Source organism: Streptomyces scabichelini (assembly GCF_011045015.1).
GTDB lineage: Bacteria > Actinomycetota > Actinomycetes > Streptomycetales > Streptomycetaceae > Streptomyces > Streptomyces scabichelini.
The window spans coordinates 1-17,650 of sequence record NZ_JAAKZY010000082.1 but is presented as its reverse complement, the minus strand read 5'-3'; the positions used below and the strand labels follow the sequence as shown (position 1 = coordinate 17,650).

Here is a 17,650-nt window from a genome sequence, read left to right as displayed (position 1 = left end):
TCGTCTCCACTTCCCCACTCAGGCATCGGTCCGCTTCAGCCGGATGGCCGCCGCGGCGAGTGCGAGGGCCACCCAGGCGGCGAAGACCGCGAATCCTGCACCGGGCGAGAGGGAGTCGGCCGACCGGTGCAGGGAGAACATGGCCTCTCCGGCCGTGCTGGGGAAGTACGGCTGGAGCGTGTCGGCCAGCGAGTCGGGCAGCAGCGAGGTCAGGTTGGGCAGGATCAGCAGGATGCCGAGCAGGGAGGCGATGCCTCCGGCGGCAGAGCGCAGCAGCGCGCCCAGAGCCACACCGAACACCGCCACGAGGGCCAGGTAGACCCCAACGCCGAGCAGGCTGCGCAGTACACCGTCATCGCCCAGCGACAGGGCGATCTCCTCGCCGTCCAGGCCGATCGCGCCCAGCTGGAACGCCACGAAGGCGCCGATCGTGGTGAGGACCAGCACCAGCGGTGCCACCACGGCAATCTTGGAGAACAGCACCGGCAGCCGCCTGGGGACCGCGGCGAGCGTGGAGCGGATCATGCCCGTGCTGTACTCGCCCGCGAACAGCAGCACCCCGAGCGAGCCCACGATCAGCGACACGAACGGCGTGCCCATCAGGGCCAGGTTGACCGCGTCGCTGGAGCCGTCGGACATGGACGGACCGGAGTCCGCTCCCGTGGGAGGGCTGTATGTGGAGGCAGCGATCGTCCCGAAGACGAGCAGCACGACCACGGAGGCAGTCAGGGTGATCCAACTGGAGCGCAGCGACCAGAACTTGGCCCACTCCGAGCGCAGTACCCCGCGAGGCGTCACCTTGCGCACCGGCGTCGCGGAGGCAGGCGCCACGGAAAGAGAGGAGGTGGTCATCATGCCGCCTTTCGGTCAGTGCCCGCGTTGTCGGCGGGTGCGCTGTGGTACTCCACGGCGTCGCGGGTGAGGTCCATGAAGGCCGTCTCCAGGGAGGCGGACTGCGGGGTCAGCTCGTAGAGCGGCACCCCGTGCGAGGCGGCGATCATTCCGATCTCCCGGGCGGTGCGCCCGGAGATCACCAACTCCTCGGCGGAATCGGAGGTGATCACCACATCCGGGCCGGCGATGAGCCGTCGCAGCCGCGCCGCCTGGTCGGTGACGACCTTCACGCCGCCCCCGCCGGCCGTCTGCGTGAAGTCGTCCAGCGTGGTGTCCGCGAGCAGCCGTCCGCGGCCGACGATGACCAAGTGGTCGGCGATCAGCGCCATCTCGCTCATCAGGTGTGAGGAGAGCATCACCGCCCGGCCCTCGTCGGCCAGCCCGCGAAGAAGGTTGCGCACCCACAGCACGCCCTCCGGGTCCAGGCCGTTGACCGGCTCGTCCAGCATGAGGATGTCCGGATCGCCCAGGAGTGCGGCGGCGATGCCGAGCCGCTGCCCCATGCCGAGCGAGAAGGCACCCACCCGCTTGCCCGCCACACTGGTCAGCCCGGCCAGCTCGATCACCTCGTCCACCCGGCGGCGCGCGATGCCGTGCGTGTGTGCCAACGCCATCAGATGGCCGCGCGCGCTGCGCCCGGGGTGGACGGACTTGGCGTCCAGCAGAGTTCCGATCTCGTGCAGCGGCGCCGGGTGCTCCGCGTAGGCGCGCCCCTTGACGACGACCGAGCCCGCGGTAGGGGCGTCCAGGCCGACGACCATGCGCATGGTCGTCGACTTGCCCGCGCCGTTGGGGCCGAGGAATCCGGTCACCTCACCAGGCTTGACGGTGAAGCTCAGCCGGTCCACGGCCGTCTTGTCGCCGTAGCGCTTGGTCAGCTCTCGCGCTTCGATCACCGAGGTCACTCCTTCTCGCTTGGATACCGGTCACGGAAGGGCCGTGACCTCTGCTTTCGAAGCTACGGGCGGGAACGTCGCAATCACTGGGACCGCGGGTGACTCTTCGAGGGGTGACTGGTACCGCAGTACCAGTAAAAGAAGCGGCCACCCCCGCTCGGGTGGCGGCCTCATGTGAGCCATGAGCGACCGTCCTCCCCTCCTGTGATGGGCGCATGGAGTTGCAGGTGTGCCCAACTGCCGTCGACGCGCTGGGCTCGGACGGGTTTCCGGCCGGGCCCAGCGCATGGACTTGGCGCCGCCTGATCAACATGTAGCGGCGATCACGGCAATCTGCCGATCAAGGAGCGACGGTCTCCTTGGCCGCCGGCGGGCTCTGCGCAGGGGCTTCGAGCGTCACCTTGGGCAGCCACCGGGCGAGCGGGGCGGGCAGCCACCAGGCCCACTTGCCCATCAGCTGCATGAGGGCCGGGACCATCAGGCAGCGGATGACCAGTGCGTCCATCAAGATCGCCACCGCGAGCCCCAGGCCGAACTGTTGGAGCATCCGGTCGGCGCTCAGCATGAAGGCGCCGAACACCACGATCATGATGGCGCCTGCCGCCGTGATCACCTTGCCGGTGGAGGCCAGCCCTTCCCGCACCGCGAGGGAATGGTCCTTCGTACGCTCCCACTCCTCGTGCATTCGCCCGACGAGGAACACCTCATAGTCCATGGAGAGCCCGAACACGATCGCGAAGATCAGCACGGGGAGGAAGGCTTCGATCGGGCCCGGCTGCACCCCGAACAAGCCGTGCTGGAACACCAGGGTCATGGCGCCGAGCGCGGCCGCGATCGAGATCAGGTTCAGCAGCGCGGCCTTGAGAGGGATCAGGATCGACCGGAAGACCATCATCAGGAGCAGGGACGACAGCCCGACCACGACGGCGATGAAGATCGGCATCCGCTTGGAGACGGTCTCCGAGAAGTCCTGGGAGCCTGCGACGGCGCCGCCCACCAGGACATTGGCACCGGTGTCCTGCTCGAGCTCCGGGGCCACGTCCTCGCGCAGGTGGTGCACCAGGTCGGCGGTGCCCTTGTCCTGCGGTGACGTCGTCGGGTAGACGAACACGGTGGACAGGGCTCCGTCCTCGGAGGGCACCGCAGGGCTGGCCGCCGCCACACCCTCGGTCTTGGCCAGTGCGGACGACACGATCTTGCCGGCTGCCGCGTCTCCTTGCGCAAGGACGATCAGCGGACCGTTGAAACCCGGGCCGAAGCCCTCAGTGAGCAGGTCATAGGCCTGCCGGGAGGTCGTGGTCTTCGGGTCGTTGCCCGCGTCGGCGAAGCCGAGCCGCATGCCCAGGGCCGGTGCGGACAGCGCCAGCAGGGCGATGGTGGCGGCCACCAGAGCCGGCAACGGCCGCCGCTGTACCGCCGAGGCCAGGGCCCGCCAGCGGCGGCCTTCGGCCTTGCCCTTGGCCTCGGTCCTGGCCGCGTGCTTGAGCACATGGCGCTGGATGCGCTTGCCGAAGATCGCCAGCAGGGCGGGCAGCAGGACCAGGGATGCGGCCATGGTGGTCAGCACGGTCAGCGCCAGGGAAAGGGCCACCCCCTGCAGCGAGCCGAGACCGAGCGCGACCAGCCCCAGCAGGGCAATGATCACCGTGCAGCCGGCGAAGAACACCGTACGTCCTGCGGCGTCCAGGGCCTTACGGGTGGCTTCGGCCGGCTCGGCGCCGTCGGTGAGCTCTTGCCGGTAGCGGTAGAAGATCAGCAGGGCGTAGTCGATGCCGACGCCGAGCCCGACGAGCATCGTGATGGGCGGCGTGAAATCGGCGATGGTGAAGACGTGCGAGGCAAGAACGATCAGACCGAGGGCCGAGCCGACCGCGAAGAGAGCGGTGATCAGCGGCACGGCCGCCGCCACCAGGGAGCCGAAGAGCAGCCCGAGGATGATCACAGCGGCCACGATTCCGGCCATTTCCGCGATCGGGGCTTCCTTCTCCTCGGCGCCGCGCACGGCCTCGCCACCGAGCTCGACCTGGAGACTGCCTGACGCGGCGCCCTGGGCGGTTTCGATGATCTTGGCGACCTCCGCCTTCGGCACGGCCTCGGCCTTGCCGTCGAGCGTGACGGTGGCGTAGCCGATCGTGCCATCCTTGGACACGGCGGAGGCGTCGACGTAGGGACTGCGTACCTCGGCGACGCCCGGCAGCTGCTCGACCTCGGCGAGCATCTTCTCCACGGCGGCCTTGGGCTGGTCGATGCCCCGGGTGTCCTTGAGGACGATCTCGACACTGTCCCCGGCCTGGTCCGAACCGTGCTTTGTGAACAGGTCGGTGGCCGTCTGCGAGTCGGTGCCCGGCAGCGCGAAGTTGTTCTTGTACGCGGAGCCGGCGGCCGTCGAGCCCAACGTGACGGCAGCCAGGACGGCCACCCAGAGCAGCAGAGCCGCCCAGCGATGACGCTGCGCCCAGCCGGCCAGGGCGCCGAACCGGCCGACGCGCGCTTCAGCTCGTCGGCCGGGTGGTGCCGGTGGGGCAAAGGGCGCGGGTGCGCCGCGGTCGGGAGACATGGGTGACTACCTCCGATTGGAGCGTGAGTTGCCAGGCATGACGAACGCGCCCACTACGACGCCGCACAACGTGGGTACGCCGATCGCCGGGATGGCGAACACTCCGTCGATCTCCAAGGCCAGGGCCCCGGCAGCCGACACCAGCAGAATTCCGGCGGCGGCTCCGACGAGGGCGCCGACGAGCGCGGTCGTGACCCGTCCGGGAGAGGGAGGTGCGTTCATGCCCCGATCGTGCGCCCGCGACGAGGTCGAAATCGTCAGTCCCCGGACGACACCAGGCGTACCTCAGCGGATGTACGCGACGCGGTACCCCGGATGTAGGGCGGCGTCCACGGGCGGATGGCCAACCGGATCGAACCCTGCTGACCAGCCCGGATCCGCCGTGCGCGGCAGCAGGTATGCCGGGTCAGCGAACCACCCCGGGGCAGTACCGTGCCTGCGGGCCAGCGGTGAGACCGGTGAGGGCCGGGCCTGCCTAAGCGCTCCGCTGGAAGTGCGGTCCGGAACCTGCGGGCCGTCCGTGGCTGGTCGCGCAGTTCCCCGCGCCCCTTACGGGGCGCGGTACAGCACCGGACTTCGCCGTATCCGCTCAGTCCTCCAGCCAGCCGGGGCTGACCATTCCGGACTCGTACGCCAGGACCACGAGCTGTGACCTGTCTCGTGCACCCAGCTTCGTCAGGATGCGGCTGACGTGCGTCTTCGCCGTCGACAGTTGCAGCACCAGCCGCTCGGCGATCTCGTCGTTCGTGAGCCCGGCGGCCACCAGCTGCATGACCTCGCGCTCCCGGTCCGTGAGCACATCGAGCCGAGGGTCCGGCTGAGGGCCCTTGACCCGGCCCGCGAACTCGGCGATGAGCCGCCGGGTGACCGACGGACTGATCAGGGCGTCGCCCCGGGCGGCGACCCGCACCGCGTGCAGCAGTTCCTCCGGCTCGGTGTCCTTCACCAGGAAGCCGGTCGCCCCGGCGCGCAGCGCCCCGTACACGTAGTCGTCCAGATCGAAGGTCGTCAGGATGACCACCTTCACCGAGGCCAGCTGCTCATCCTCCGTGATCACCTGGGTGGCGTCGAGACCGTCCGTCCCCGGCATCCGGATGTCCATCAACACCACGTCCGGCTTCAGCGCGCGGCAGGCCGAGACCGCGGCTTGCCCGTCGGCGGCCTCGCCCACCACCTCGATGTCGTCCTCGTCGTCCAGGACCGACCGGAACCCGGCCCTGACCAGCCAGTGGTCATCCACCAGCAGGACCCTGATCATCGGCTGCTCCGCTCCGTCGGCTCTCCTGTGATCCCGTACGGTAGCCGGGCCCGCACCGCGAATCCGCCTTCCGGCCGTGGGCCCGCGGCCAGCTCGCCGCCCAATGCCCGCGCCCGCTCGGTCATGCCGGCAATGCCGCTGCCGCCTCCCGACCTGGCCGGGCGGGCTGCCGCGCCTTGGCCGTCGTCCTCGACGGCGACCGTCAACTCGCGGTCCCCGTAGGCGATCCGGATCGTGACGTGTCCGGCGCCGCTGTGCCGGGCGGCGTTGGTCAGCGACTCCTGCACGATCCGGTATGCGGCCAGGTCGACTTGGGCAGGCAACGCGCGCTCGGCCCCGGTCCGCTCGATCCGCGCCGCGAGCCCCGCGAGCTTTGCCGAGGCCACCAGTGCATCCGCCCGGGCCAGACCCGGCGCTGGTGCTCTGGGCGCATCCTCGTCGACCCGGCGAAGCAACTCGAGGGTGGCCCGCAGCTCCTGCAAGGTCTCCCGGCTACCCGCCTTGATAGCGCTCAGCGCCGCTTCGGCCTGCGCAGGGTCCTTCTTCAGCCGGTGCAGGGCCGCACCCGACTGCACGTTGATCATCGAAATGTTGTGCCCGATCACATCGTGCAACTCGCGGGCAATGCGCAGCCGTTCCTCGGTGGCCCGAAGCCGCGCCTCCTCCTCGGCGTACGCCACCCGGCCGTGCCGCACACTGCCGAGCGCGACGACAGCGACCAACCAGCCGGTGAGCATGAACACCGCCGTACCAGTGACGTCGCTCCGGGTCATGAGGGCGCCCACGCCGACGCCGATCACCATCGCCGCCGCCACGGCGATGGCCGGCTGCAGCCGACCCTGGGCGGCGATGGCGTACAACGCCACGATCGGGACGAGGACCAGCGGCCCGTCGACGGCACTGAGCACGTAGTAGCCCCCGGTGGCCAGCGCCGTGAACCAGCCCACCGCCACCGGACATCGGCGCCGGAACAACAGCGCGCCGCACACCGCTCCGATCAGCAGCCAGGACACGACCATCGAGGCCACCGAGCCCTCGCCGCTGCCCAGCCGCTGCCCCTCGGCGATCGCCACCAACACAAACGTCCCCAAAGCCAGTGCGGCGTCACCACGGGCGCCCGTAGGTAGCCGGAGACGGGTCTGAGTGAGAGGCACGAGTTCATTCTGCCCGTGACGCCGATCGAAGGTGGACCCCAGGACGGGCAGGTAAAGGGGCGGAATGTGGGGCAACTGACGTGGCGCAACCGGCAACGGTTTCGCGTGAAGGTCGCTGAACCACATCCGCGGCCATTCGCACCGTCACTTGGATAGCAGGTCGAAGAAATCGCCGCCCTGGACGGTGATTCCACCCTGACGACTTGATGCGGTAACCCTCTTGTGGCCCAAGGGTCATTTCCGCTTTTCCTGGGCTGGATGCCGTCGTTTCCTGTGCTTGATCTATGGATGTTTTACGTTCTACTGTCGTCGGACGCTCCCACTGTGCCGCCCGTCTCCACCGACGTACGGGGAAGGCCTGCACACCTTCTGTCCCCCCCCACATGTACGCGGTACTTCTCCCCTACCTGTGAGGGACACAGAGCCATGCGAGGGTTACTCACCACCAAGGCCGCCAGGCGCACCCTGCGTCCGATCGCCGACCTCATCGATCAGCGCATCGAGCGCGGGATCCGCCGCGCCAGCAGGGACCCCGACGGGGGACTGCTGCGCGAGCTGACGGCGCTGCGCCAGCGCCAGCGGCCCCTCGAGCTGCTGTTTGACAAAACAGGGCGTGGTGTGTCGCGACTCCCCGCCGAGGTCCATCTCCAGCGCGCCATCGACGAGTTGGCGCTGATGACCGGGGACAGCGACGGCGCGGAGCGCAATATCGCCCAGTCGTTCCGGTTGCTCATCGCCCTGGAGGCGCTCGGAGTCGGCCGGATCGCGGGCGGCACCATGAACATCTGCGGCAAGCTCTCCGCCGTACCGCTGCTCGACCCGCCGAACGATGAAATCCTGGAGATCGGCACCCTGTACGGAATGTTCGGCGCGGCCCTGATCCGGATGATGGAGCGCGCGGGCCGCGACCCGAGCCTGACGATCGTCGACCCGCTCGCGGGCCTGCAGCTCCAGCCCGGCACCACCGAGGGAGCCGACCCGACCGGCACCCCCGTGCGCGGGGCCGCGGTGCGCACCAATCTGGGCCTGGCCGGCGCGGCCGGAGCCGCGACCCGCATCCAGCAGGGCTTCTCCGAGGACCCCGAGGTGCGCGCCCTGGTCTCCGACCGTTCCTACGGAGTGATCATCGTCGACGGCGACCACTCCGCCCCCGGCGTCCTCGCGGATCTCGCGTGGGCCGAGCAGATTGCCGCGCCCGGCGGCATCGTCGTACTCGACGACTTCGGGCACCCCAAGTGGCCCGGTATCAAAGAGGCCTACGAGAAGCACATGGCCACGGACACCCGGATGACGTTCCTCGGTCAGGTGGCGAACTCGGGCTATCTGCGCGCCGGCGCGAAGAGCCGGGACGCCTCAGGCTGACGAGGGTCCCCGTGTGACTTCCGAGCAGCACGCGGTCCCGCGCCCGCCCACCGCGTGAGCTGGATACGACCCTGTGTGCACCGGCCGGAACACGCCACTGCAGCGAATCGCCCCTTGGCCTGCACAAATGCAGGTCAAAGGGCGAGTTCGGCACGAGCCGGCCGGGTATCAGTCGCGAGCCGAAGGGACCGTGAACGACGGGGGCTGCGTCGCCAACTTCTTCTTCGTGTACACCTTCACGTAGGTGTCGAGGTACGGCGAGCGCTTGCCTTCGGTGGCCTGGTCGTCGGAGGGGTCGTCGACGGAGAGGCCGAGGCGCGCGTCCGTCACCTTGATGCGGTCGCCGGTCGGGGTGTCGATCCACGCGCCGTCATAGACGGTGCCGATCTCGACGGCCAGGGAGTGGCCGGCCTTCAGACGCCAGTCGGTCGACTTGAGGTCCATGGCCACGTGGCCGGAGGCATCCACGATCGCCACCTGCTCGTCGAACATGACGGCGGAGCCGTCCTGCGCGACGTCGTACAACTTGACCATGACGTTGCCGCTGCCCTCGGTGTCCATCTCGATCCTGGGCGTCCTGGTGATGCGGATGTCGCGCTCGACCGGTTCGGACCACGTGAGGAAGTTCGCCGAGTCGCCGGGCTCGCCCTGGTCCACGTAGGACCCGTCGCGCAGCACCACGTCGGCGGACCGGTCCGAGAGGGGCCAGGTGTCCTGGGAACGCCAGGCTCCGGTGCTGTCCTGGACGGCGAAGGCCGGGTAGTCGGTCGTGGGAGCGATCCCCTTGAGGTGCTGGTCGTAGAAGGACATCACCTCTTTGAACCAGCCCGCGCGACCCATCTGCAGCCGCCCGTCCTCGGTGCGTTCGTTGCCGCGTACGTGGTCCCACTGGCCGAGCCAGCCGCGCTCGGTGCCCTGGTGGCCCGCGAGGTACTCCTGCATCGCCTCCGGCTTGGTGTTCGACTCGATGAAGCCCTGGGTGAAGAACAGCGGGGTGTCGCTGCCCTTGGCCTGCTTCGCCAGGTCGCGCTGCCGCCAGTACGGGTCTTCGGGGTCGGGCTTGAGGTTGTTGTCCGTGTTGTACGCGGTGCACTCCGGGTGCTTCAGCTCGTACCGGTTGTTCCTCTTGTAGCGCTCCTGGTCGTCGGGCAGCGGCGGCAACTGCGCTATCTGGTTGTAGGTGTTGGGGGCGAGGACCCCGCCCAGTTTCGGCACCCTGTTGGAGCGGGTCAGGCGGTACATGTCCCAGACGGGTTCCTGGGCGACGACGGCCTTGAGCGCGTCCTGGTCCAGGTTGTTGCCGACCAGGGCGGTCGTCGCGTCGTACGACTTGCCGTACATGCCGACCTTGCCGGTGGACCACGGCTGCTTCGCCGCCCAGTCGATCGCCGCCTTGACGTCGGCCTGCTCGCCCTTGCCCATGTAGTCGAGGCAGCCGCTGGACCCGCCGAAGCCGCGCAGGTCCACCTGTACCAGGGCGTAGCCCCGGTCGAACAGGTCGCCTCCCTCGACGAGGTCCTTGAAGCGTGCGGACGGGCCGGTCTTCTTCCACTTCTCGTCCGTGAGCTCTCCGGAGTGCCCGAAGTAGGCGCCGACAGAGAGGATGACCGGCACTTTCTCACCCTGGGGCAGTCTCTCCGGCAGCAGGACATCGGCGTGCAGCTCGGTACCGGAGCCGTCCGAGGACGGGAAGTAGTGCTGTGTCCACTCCGCGCCCTTGGGGACACGGTTGTTGTCCCTGTGTGTCACGGGGTCCTCGGCGGTGGCCACCGTGGGGGCAGCGGACTGTGCCGCGCCGGCAGGGCCGACGGACCCACCGGTTAACGCCAGCGCGGCGACTGCCGCAGTGGCCGCGGCGGGCACGGGAATCTTCTTCATGGTCTCCTCCGGAAACGACGTGTGGCCGACCTTGAGTTCGGCGGGAACGATTCGGCGGGAACGAGGGGTTCTGCCGGTGCGGGCTCTGTTGGTGCGGGTTCTGCCGGTGCGAGGTGGCACCGTGCCGTCACGGCACGGTCATTCCGGGCCGTCGCCCGGCCCACCGGCTCGCCGGCTCACTGGGTCGCCGGTTCTACGAGCCGCTTGGTCGTCCGGCGGAACGCCCAGAAGACGACCAGCAGAGCCAAGGCGAGCAGGGGCACGCCCATACCGACCTTGGCGAGAGCCAGCCAGCCCGTGGCATCGCTTTCGTAGAGCCACTGCTGCACGCCGAACCGTGCTGCGAACAGGACAGTCAGGGTGGCGGTGGCGACGTCGTGCGCCAGCAGGCTGGGGCGGTCGTCCCGCCACGCGTGCCTGTTGCCGTGCAGCGCGTTCCACAGCAGGCCGGTCACCGGCCTGCGGGCCAGCAACGTGACGATCAGGAGCACCGCGCCCGCGCAGCTCGCCCAGATGCCGATCAGGAAGAAGCCACCCGCCGAGCCGGTCCACGCCGCGACGCCGCCGGCGGCCGCGACTCCGAAGACACCGCCGGCCGCCGCGGTGAACGGCTCCCCCTGCGCCATCCGCCACACGGTGATCAGCAGGGCCACCGCGAGTGCGCTGCCGATCGCGAGCGGCAGCCCGAAAGCGGCATTCGCCGCGACGAACGCCGAGATCGGGATCGCCGTGTACACCATCCCCTTCGTACCGCCGAGTTGGTCGAGCAGCTTCTGATGCGCTTCGCTCTGCGCGGCGGGCTCGGCCGGTGTCCTGTCGGCGGGGTGGTGCCCGGCCGTGTAGGTGCGGTGGTGCCCGGCCGTGTCGGTGCGGTGGTGCCCGGCCGTGTCGGTGCGGTGGTGCTCGGTCATGGCGTCTCCTCGGTCTTCGCGAACCCGTGCCGTCGATGCGATGGGAACCACGAAAAACCGTGCCGTCACGGCACAGTCAAGCCCTTCCGGAGGGGCGGGGTGGCGCTTGACCGTGCCGCGACGGCATGGTTTCGAATGGAGTGATTCGAATGGAGTGAGTCGAGGCCGCGCGCTGACGCGCGAGGAGCCGAACGGAGTGCGGAGCCATGGCATGGAGCACGCGTGAGATCGCCGAGCTCGCGGGCACCAGCCTGCGGGCGGTACGGCACTACCACGAGGTCGGTCTGCTCGACGAGCCGGAACGCCGGGCCAATGGCTACAAGCAGTACGGCGTGGCCCACCTCGTGCGGCTGCTGCGCATCAAGCGCCTTGTCGACCTGGGGTTCCCCCTGTCCCAGATCGCCGAGATGGGCGAGTCCGATGATCATCCGGAGGAGGCGTTGCGCACGCTCGACGCCGAACTGGCGGCCACCATCGAACGGTTGCAGCGGGCCAGGATGGAACTCGGGTTCATCCTGAAGAAGTCGGTTCCGACCGACCTGCCTCCGGAGTTCGCCGCGGCCGCGGTCGACACCCCGATGTCCGACGCGGATCGCTCGTTCGTCACCGTGATGAGCAGGGTGCTCGGCCCGAAGGGCACGGCGGCCTATGCGGACCTGATGAGGAACCCGGTCATGGATGCCGCCGGTGAGAGGTTCGAGCGGCTGCCCGCCGACGCCGACGAGCAGACCCGCGCCGACGTCGCGGAAGGGCTGGTCGCCTTCGTGCACGCGCTGTACCGGCAGCACCCGGGTCTTAGCACCCTGCCCGCCGACGCCCCGCGCGGCGAGAAGTTCGCGAAGAAAACCGTCGGCCAGGCCGTCCAGGACATCTACAACGACGCCCAGGTGGACGTCCTGCGCCGGTTGGGCGTCCTGCTCGCCGAAGCGCGGCGGGGCACCGAACAGCCTGGCAGCACCGGGATCTGAGCGCACTTACGTCGGCGGCTGCCGACTGTGACGCAGCGACCGGGCGAGAGTTTCAGCGACATCAGCGCGACTGCCTGTCGAGGTGACGCTGGACGTTGAAGCCGAACTCCAACGCCTGTTCAGCATGATCGCGCTCCCCAACTCTCGTGCCTCGCCTGCCATCCGCCCCTCACAGCGGCCAGGCGGTCAGCAAATCGCCGGGACCGTAGGTGGCGTCAAGCCCTGGACAGTCGACTCCACTGCGCGAAACCGCCACGACTGGAACAGGTTCGTCGGTGAGAGCGGCCCGGTGTCGATAGAGAGCGGCCAAGTCGTGCCGGTCGAAGGGCGACTGCTCCAGCCACTTGATGGAGCCGACGAAGAGCAGTTCCTTGGCAATGGGAGCGCAATCCGCCCCGACGATATCGATCTCGACGTCGTTGGTACGGGTCCAGTAGCCGCCCACTGCGGGGGCCGCGGGAAGCTGATCGTCGGGCAGTATCCGCGCCAGGGCCTCGCGCACAAGGGGCTCGACGGCCCGGCCGCGCCAGCTGGTCCAGTTCTCCCGGATCCGCGCCAAGGTCAGATCGCCCCGCCCCCGCTCGATCTCCTCCATGGAGGGGCCGAGCAGGTGCAGCCAAAACCGCAGGTAGGGATCTGTCACCCGGTAGCGGCGGTCCTTCGACGGACGCAGCGATACGGGCAGCTCCGCAGCGACGATCCGCTTGTCCGTGAGCAGCTCCAGTGCTCGCTGCAGCGGCGTGGCCCCGATTCCGCCGGCTGCACGAGCGATGTTGGTGAAGGTCCGCTCACCACTGCCGATAGCCGCCAGCACCGTACGCGCCTGAGCCTGCGGGGGAAATTCGGCAGCCAGCGAACGCTCGGCCGACACCAGCAGGGCCGAGACCGGGTCGCTCAGCGCCTCGCCGAGGAAGTCCCACAGCCCTGTGCCCCGCGGCCACTCCGCGCAGATCAGCGGCAGCCCGCCGGTGACCAGCGCGGCGTCGAAGGCTTCCGCCGGATCCAGCCCGAGCATCCGCCCCACCTCGGCGGGGTTCAGCGGTCCCAGCACCATCTCCCGGCCGCGCTGATGGAAGGGGCGTCCGTAGCTGTTCAGTGCCTCCATCATCGACAGATCGGAGCCGATGAGGACCAGCAGCACCGGCTTGGTCTCCAGCACCCGATCCCAGGCCCGTTGCAGCATCCCCTCAAAGGCGCCATCGGTATCCATCAAGTACGGCACTTCGTCGATGACCAGCACGCTCGCCCGGTCGGCGGGCAGCGCCGCGGCCAGCACATCGAACGCGGCGTCCCAGTTTTCCGGCCGCGCGGCGGCCACCAGCCCCGCCAACGGCAGCGTCGACGCTTGGGCGTCCCGGGCCAGCCGTGCCAGATCATCCCTGGGGGACGCACCGGTCGCCGCGTAGAACAAGAACGGGGCTCCGGAGCGCTCCGCGAACCGCTCGACCAGTCGCGACTTGCCCACCCGGCGCCGCCCACGCAACATCACGCACCGACCGGGCCGCTCCCCGCCAACCCCTGTCGCTACCTTCTGCAGCTCTCGCTCCAGTGTCGCCAGCTCCTGGCGACGGCCTACAAAATCCACCACGTCTGCCGACCTCCACGCATGACACTAACAACGATGTTAGTAACATAGACGTTACTAGGGGACCAGCCGCTATACGTTGAACCGGAACATCCACCCCAGGGTTTCAACCTGCGAAAACACCGGAGAATCGGGGTGTATCCAGCCAGGATCCAGCCGCCGGAAACCATGCATCGGGAACCCGGTTGGATCGCATTCCGCGAGGCGTCTCTGCTGGCGGATGCGGCCGTCAGCGCCACAGCGTGTCGAGGGGCAGCACGTGCAGCCGGTCCTCGTAGGTGTAGGACCGCTTCCCCAGGTTGATCACCACTCCGCCCGCGAAGTCCTCACCGAGCCGCTCCCTGAGAGCCCGCAGTCCCGCGAAGTCGCTGTCCTTGACCGTGGCGGCCGCTTTGACCTCCACCCCAGCAACCATCCCGGCATCCGTCTCCATCACCAGGTCGACTTCCTGCTGATCCCTGGTCCGGTAGTGCGAGAAGGAGACGGCCTGCTGTGACCAGCCGGACTGTTTGAGCAGTTCGTTGACCGTGAAGGTCTCCACGAGATGGCCGAACTGAGTGAGGGCCGCCGGCGTGCGGGCCTGCAACTTCTGCCCGGTCACCCCGAGCAGGAAGGCGGCAAGGCCGGTGTCGACGGCATGGATTTTCGGGGTCCGGGTGGCACGGTTGGTGACCGAGCGCCCGAACGCCTCCAGCCGGTGGACAAGGAACACGGCCTCAAGGAGCCCGATGTAGTCACGCACCACGCTCACCTCCAGACCGACCGCGTCGGCGACGTGGCTGATGTTGAGCACCTGTCCGGTCTGCCCGGCCAGCCGGCGCAGGACCTGGGGAAGCACCTGCCGTTGCCGGACCTTGCGGATCTCCAGCACATCCCGCTCGATGACGAGATTGACGAAGTCACGGAACCAGCGGTCCCGGGACCGGCCCGGGACTCGGGCCAGGGCGAGGGGAAAGCCGCCGGCCAGGACCATGTCCTCGTACTCCTGGCGCGAGGTGAGCGAGGGCTCCGCCGTCACCAGGGCACCCGGATCGCTGACCAGCGCATCGAGCGCGGTCTCCCGTCGCTCCCGCAGCTCTCCCTGGGAAAGTGGCCACATCGTCGTCACATGCGCCCGGCCGGTGAGGGACTGACTCGCCAGTGGCAGGGTGTCGTAGCGGGTGGAGCCCGTCAGCAGGTAGCGCCCGGGGCGCAGGTCCCGGTTGAGCTCGGCCTTGATCGAGTCCAATAGAGACAGAACGTGCTGGAACTCGTCGATGCACACCGGCGTGGGGCGGTCGGCGCTGACGAAGAGTCCAGGGTCCGTCGACACCGCATGCCGGGTGTCGACCTCGTCCAGATCCACAACATCGACTCCGTGGCCCGCGGCACAGGCAGTGAGGAGCGTGCTCTTGCCGACCGTACGAGCCCCGGTGAGAACGATGACGGGTTCGTCCAGGAGCAGCTCCTTCAGGACCGTCTCCAAGTGGCGCGGAAAGCGGTGCGACGCGGCTGGGTTCGCCATGGCAGGTCCTTGTTTCAGACGGACGGACAGTACCCCATTAGACCAAATCTGCCGCTACGCCATAGACGATTCGCGGCTCAGTTTCACCAAAACTGCCGAGCCATATTCGAAAAATCTGCCACCTCGTCCAGCCCGTTCGAACACCACCGGACATGCCTCCTGACAGGGGGCTCCTGAGCGAGAAGCGCGACACAGCCACAAGCCACGCCGACAGCCGCACAGACAGCAACCTGGCACGTGCGGAGCAACAGCGTGAGCGTTACCGCTGTCCGCGCCCAGGCCCGCGAGCAGGTGCAGCCCGTCCTCGGTGGGGCTGCCGGGGGCCGCGGACAGCACCAGCAGCTCCATGCCTGATTCGCCCGGTAGTGCGAAGTTTTCCTGGTGTAGTTCCAGCAGTCCGACCAGCGGGTGCCGGTACGCCTTGCGTCCATGTGTGCGGGCGCGCCCGTCCGCGCGGGCCCAGAGGCGACGGAAGCGCTCGCTGCCCATCGCCAGCTCGCCGATGAGCGAGGCCAGGCGGGGGTCCTCAGGGTATTTGCCGGCGGCCAGGCGCAGGTGCCCGACCACGTCGAGGGTGCAGTTCTCCCAGTCCGCGTCCAGGCCGCGCTCGGTCTCCTCGAGGAAGATGTGCCGGGCGGTGTTCAGGCCCGGCATCGGCCAGCCGTAGAGGAGCCCGGCGAGGCGGTTCCCGGCGAGCACGTCCAGGCGGTGGTCCATGACCAGCGTGGGTGCGTCGGCGACCAGGCCGAGGACGGGCAGCAGCTCCGGCCGGCCCCCCAGCCTCCGGCCGGGGGGGACCCCCATGCCCGGCGCCTTCGCGCGGCGGCGGCGCTGCCGGGCGAGCCGGTCGAGGTGCCCGCGTTCGGTCGCGTCGAGGCCGAGGACACGGGCGAGCGCGTCGAGGACCTGCTCGCAGGGCTGGGTCGCGCGGCCCTGCGCCAGGCGTACGCAGTAGTCGACGCTGACTCCGGACAGGTGCGCGACCTCTTCACGGCGCAGCCCTTCGACCCGGCGGCGGCTGTCGGTGGGGATGCCGACGGCTGCCGGATCGACCCGGGAACGCCGGGTCCGCAGGAAGCCTGCAAGATCGTCCATGCCCCCAGCATGGCGTCGGTGATGCCTCGTGAAGGTGGCCCCGCCAGTACCAGGAAGTCCCGTCCGATGGAAGAGGCGCCCCTGAACAACGGGCGCCGCGGCGCCCAGGATCGAAGGCATCCGATCCGAAGGAGTTCCCGTGAAGACACTGATCGTCCACGCCCACCCGGAGCCGCAGTCGCTCAACAGCTCGCTGAAGGACCTCGCGGTGTCCACCTTGGAGAACGCCGGGCACGAGGTGCGGGTGAGCGATCTGTACGCGATGAACTGGAAGGCGGTCGTGGACGCCGCGGACTACGGCCCCCACGCCTCAAGTCCGCTGAAGGTCGCCCTGGACTCGGGCCGGGCCTTCGACGCCGGGACGCTCACCCCGGATGTCCTCACCGAGCAGGAGAAGCTGCTGTGGGCCGACACGATCATCTTCCAGTTCCCGCTGTGGTGGTACTCGATGCCCGCGATCCTCAAAGGCTGGGTGGGCCGGGTGCTCACCCACCGCTTCACCTACCGCTTCGCCTACGGCGTCGGCGAGCACAGCGACACCAAATACGGTGAGCGCTTCGACGCAGGCACCCTCGCGGGCAGAAGGGCCCTGCTGTCGGTGACCGCCGGCGGACCGGAGTCGCATTACGCCGCTCGCGGGATCAACGGCCCCATCGACGATCTGCTGTTCCCGATCCACCACGGCATCCTGTACTACCCGGGCATCGAGATGCTGCCGCCGTTCGTGCTGTACGGCACCGACCGGATGACCGGCGAGGACTACCCGGACGTCGCCAAGGCATGGGAGCAGCGCCTGCTCACCCTGGAGTCGACCGAGCCGATCGCGTTCCGGCGGCAGAACTTCGGTGACTACGAGATCCCCTCGCTGCACCTGAAGGAGGGACTGGAGCCCGCGGGCAGCACGGGTTTCCGGCTGCACGTGCGCGGCTGACCGTCGGCGATGGACCGGACGAGCTGGGGCGCGAACAGCACCTTGCCAATGGCCGTCACGAACACCCTCATCTCGTTCTGGACGCCACGGAAGGCTCCCTTTGCCCAGGCCCTGCTCACCCTGCATCTACGCCGCCTCCAGATCCGCACCACAGAGAAGACGGAGCGTCAGCTCATCCAGCCAAAATCCCGCCACCGTGACGGTGACCAAGCCGTCACTTACCGCGCCCACCGATCGCTCCATACCCCTGACCTGCACAGACGAGGAGCCCGCTGACGTCGACCCCATCTCTTGGACATTCCCCTGAAACGTCACGACGTGCACGACTCCCAATCCGTAAAACACCCCCTGACCTGCGCATTCATCACGCAAGGCCAGGGGGCGGATTCATTCATACGTTGAACCGGAATATCGGCGGCAGTGCAATGACCTGCGAAAACATCCAGAATGCGCTGATGATCCAGCGTGGATCCAGCGTCCGTCAACGGTCGGTTCGGGCGGGCGGTCCACGCTGATCGCCGGTGGCGTTGACGGCCTTGTGAGCCCTCGGCTCGTACGGCCGACCCGTCAGGATGCAGGGCATTCTCCGCGATCATGCGCATGCGATCCCAGGCGGTCCCCTGGGAGTGATCAGAATTCAGGGGGCGGCGGGGGAGG

At 68.8% G+C, this 17,650-nt stretch carries 13 protein-coding genes and 1 pseudogene; 3 read left to right on the top strand and 11 right to left on the bottom strand.

What is annotated here, in order from left to right; translation table 11 throughout:
* Positions 1-18 precede the first annotated feature (18 nt).
* From G5C60_RS24770 to G5C60_RS24745, 6 genes are all read right to left on the bottom strand, one after another.
* Positions 19-852, bottom strand: coding sequence for an ABC transporter permease (locus tag G5C60_RS24770; protein ID WP_420907406.1), 834 nt, complete (start codon positions 850-852; stop codon positions 19-21).
* Complete coding sequence (locus G5C60_RS24765; protein WP_165262969.1) at positions 852-1,790, bottom strand: ATP-binding cassette domain-containing protein; 939 nt, start codon at positions 1,788-1,790, stop codon at positions 852-854. Before G5C60_RS24765 ends, G5C60_RS24770 begins: the two co-directional genes overlap by 1 nt.
* Positions 1,791-2,130: 340 nt before the next feature.
* Positions 2,131-4,347, bottom strand: a complete 2,217-nt coding sequence (locus G5C60_RS24760) for an MMPL family transporter (RefSeq protein WP_165262967.1) — start codon at positions 4,345-4,347, stop codon at positions 2,131-2,133.
* A gap of 6 nt (positions 4,348-4,353) precedes the next feature.
* The gene (locus G5C60_RS24755; protein ID WP_165262965.1) at positions 4,354-4,569 is read right to left on the bottom strand and encodes a hypothetical protein; all 216 of its coding nucleotides are present in this window, start codon (positions 4,567-4,569) and stop codon (positions 4,354-4,356) included.
* A gap of 367 nt (positions 4,570-4,936) precedes the next feature.
* Positions 4,937-5,605 (bottom strand): response regulator, encoded by a 669-nt coding sequence (locus G5C60_RS24750; RefSeq protein ID WP_165262963.1) that lies wholly within the window; start codon positions 5,603-5,605, stop codon positions 4,937-4,939.
* On the bottom strand, positions 5,602-6,759 hold the full coding sequence (locus G5C60_RS24745) for a histidine kinase (RefSeq protein WP_165262961.1): 1,158 nt from the start codon (positions 6,757-6,759) through the stop codon (positions 5,602-5,604). Before G5C60_RS24745 ends, G5C60_RS24750 begins: the two co-directional genes overlap by 4 nt.
* A gap of 426 nt (positions 6,760-7,185) precedes the next feature.
* On the opposite strand from G5C60_RS24745, the gene G5C60_RS24740 reads away from it, so the two are divergent.
* Positions 7,186-8,121, top strand: a complete 936-nt coding sequence (locus G5C60_RS24740; protein ID WP_165262959.1) for a class I SAM-dependent methyltransferase — start codon at positions 7,186-7,188, stop codon at positions 8,119-8,121.
* Between the two features lie 168 nt (positions 8,122-8,289).
* Here G5C60_RS24740 and G5C60_RS24735 read toward each other — a convergent pair whose 3' ends face one another.
* Together G5C60_RS24735 and G5C60_RS24730 are read right to left on the bottom strand one after the other, a co-directional pair.
* Positions 8,290-9,999 (bottom strand): CocE/NonD family hydrolase, encoded by a 1,710-nt coding sequence (locus G5C60_RS24735; protein ID WP_165262957.1) that lies wholly within the window; start codon positions 9,997-9,999, stop codon positions 8,290-8,292.
* Positions 10,000-10,175: 176 nt separating this feature from the next.
* Positions 10,176-10,910, bottom strand: coding sequence for a DUF3159 domain-containing protein (locus tag G5C60_RS24730; protein WP_165262955.1), 735 nt, complete (start codon positions 10,908-10,910; stop codon positions 10,176-10,178).
* Positions 10,911-11,116: 206 nt separating this feature from the next.
* On the opposite strand from G5C60_RS24730, the gene G5C60_RS24725 reads away from it, so the two are divergent.
* Entirely contained in the window at positions 11,117-11,878 is a 762-nt protein-coding gene (locus G5C60_RS24725) for a MerR family transcriptional regulator (RefSeq protein ID WP_165262953.1), read from the top strand.
* A gap of 169 nt (positions 11,879-12,047) precedes the next feature.
* On the opposite strand, the gene G5C60_RS24720 is transcribed toward G5C60_RS24725, so the two are convergent.
* The 3 genes and pseudogenes from G5C60_RS24720 to G5C60_RS24710 all read right to left on the bottom strand — a co-directional run.
* Positions 12,048-13,466: a DUF234 domain-containing protein gene (locus tag G5C60_RS24720; protein ID WP_165262951.1), complete on the bottom strand. Its 1,419-nt coding sequence runs from the start codon at positions 13,464-13,466 to the stop codon at positions 12,048-12,050.
* Between the two features lie 226 nt (positions 13,467-13,692).
* Positions 13,693-14,967: an ATP-binding protein gene (locus G5C60_RS24715; protein ID WP_165262949.1), complete on the bottom strand. Its 1,275-nt coding sequence runs from the start codon at positions 14,965-14,967 to the stop codon at positions 13,693-13,695.
* Between the two features lie 249 nt (positions 14,968-15,216).
* Positions 15,217-16,062, bottom strand: a pseudogene (locus G5C60_RS24710) (helix-turn-helix transcriptional regulator); the annotation flags it as partial.
* Between the two features lie 139 nt (positions 16,063-16,201).
* Here G5C60_RS24710 and G5C60_RS24705 point away from each other — a divergent pair.
* Positions 16,202-16,993, top strand: a complete 792-nt coding sequence (locus tag G5C60_RS24705; protein ID WP_165262947.1) for an NAD(P)H-dependent oxidoreductase — start codon at positions 16,202-16,204, stop codon at positions 16,991-16,993.
* Positions 16,994-17,650 lie beyond the last annotated feature (657 nt).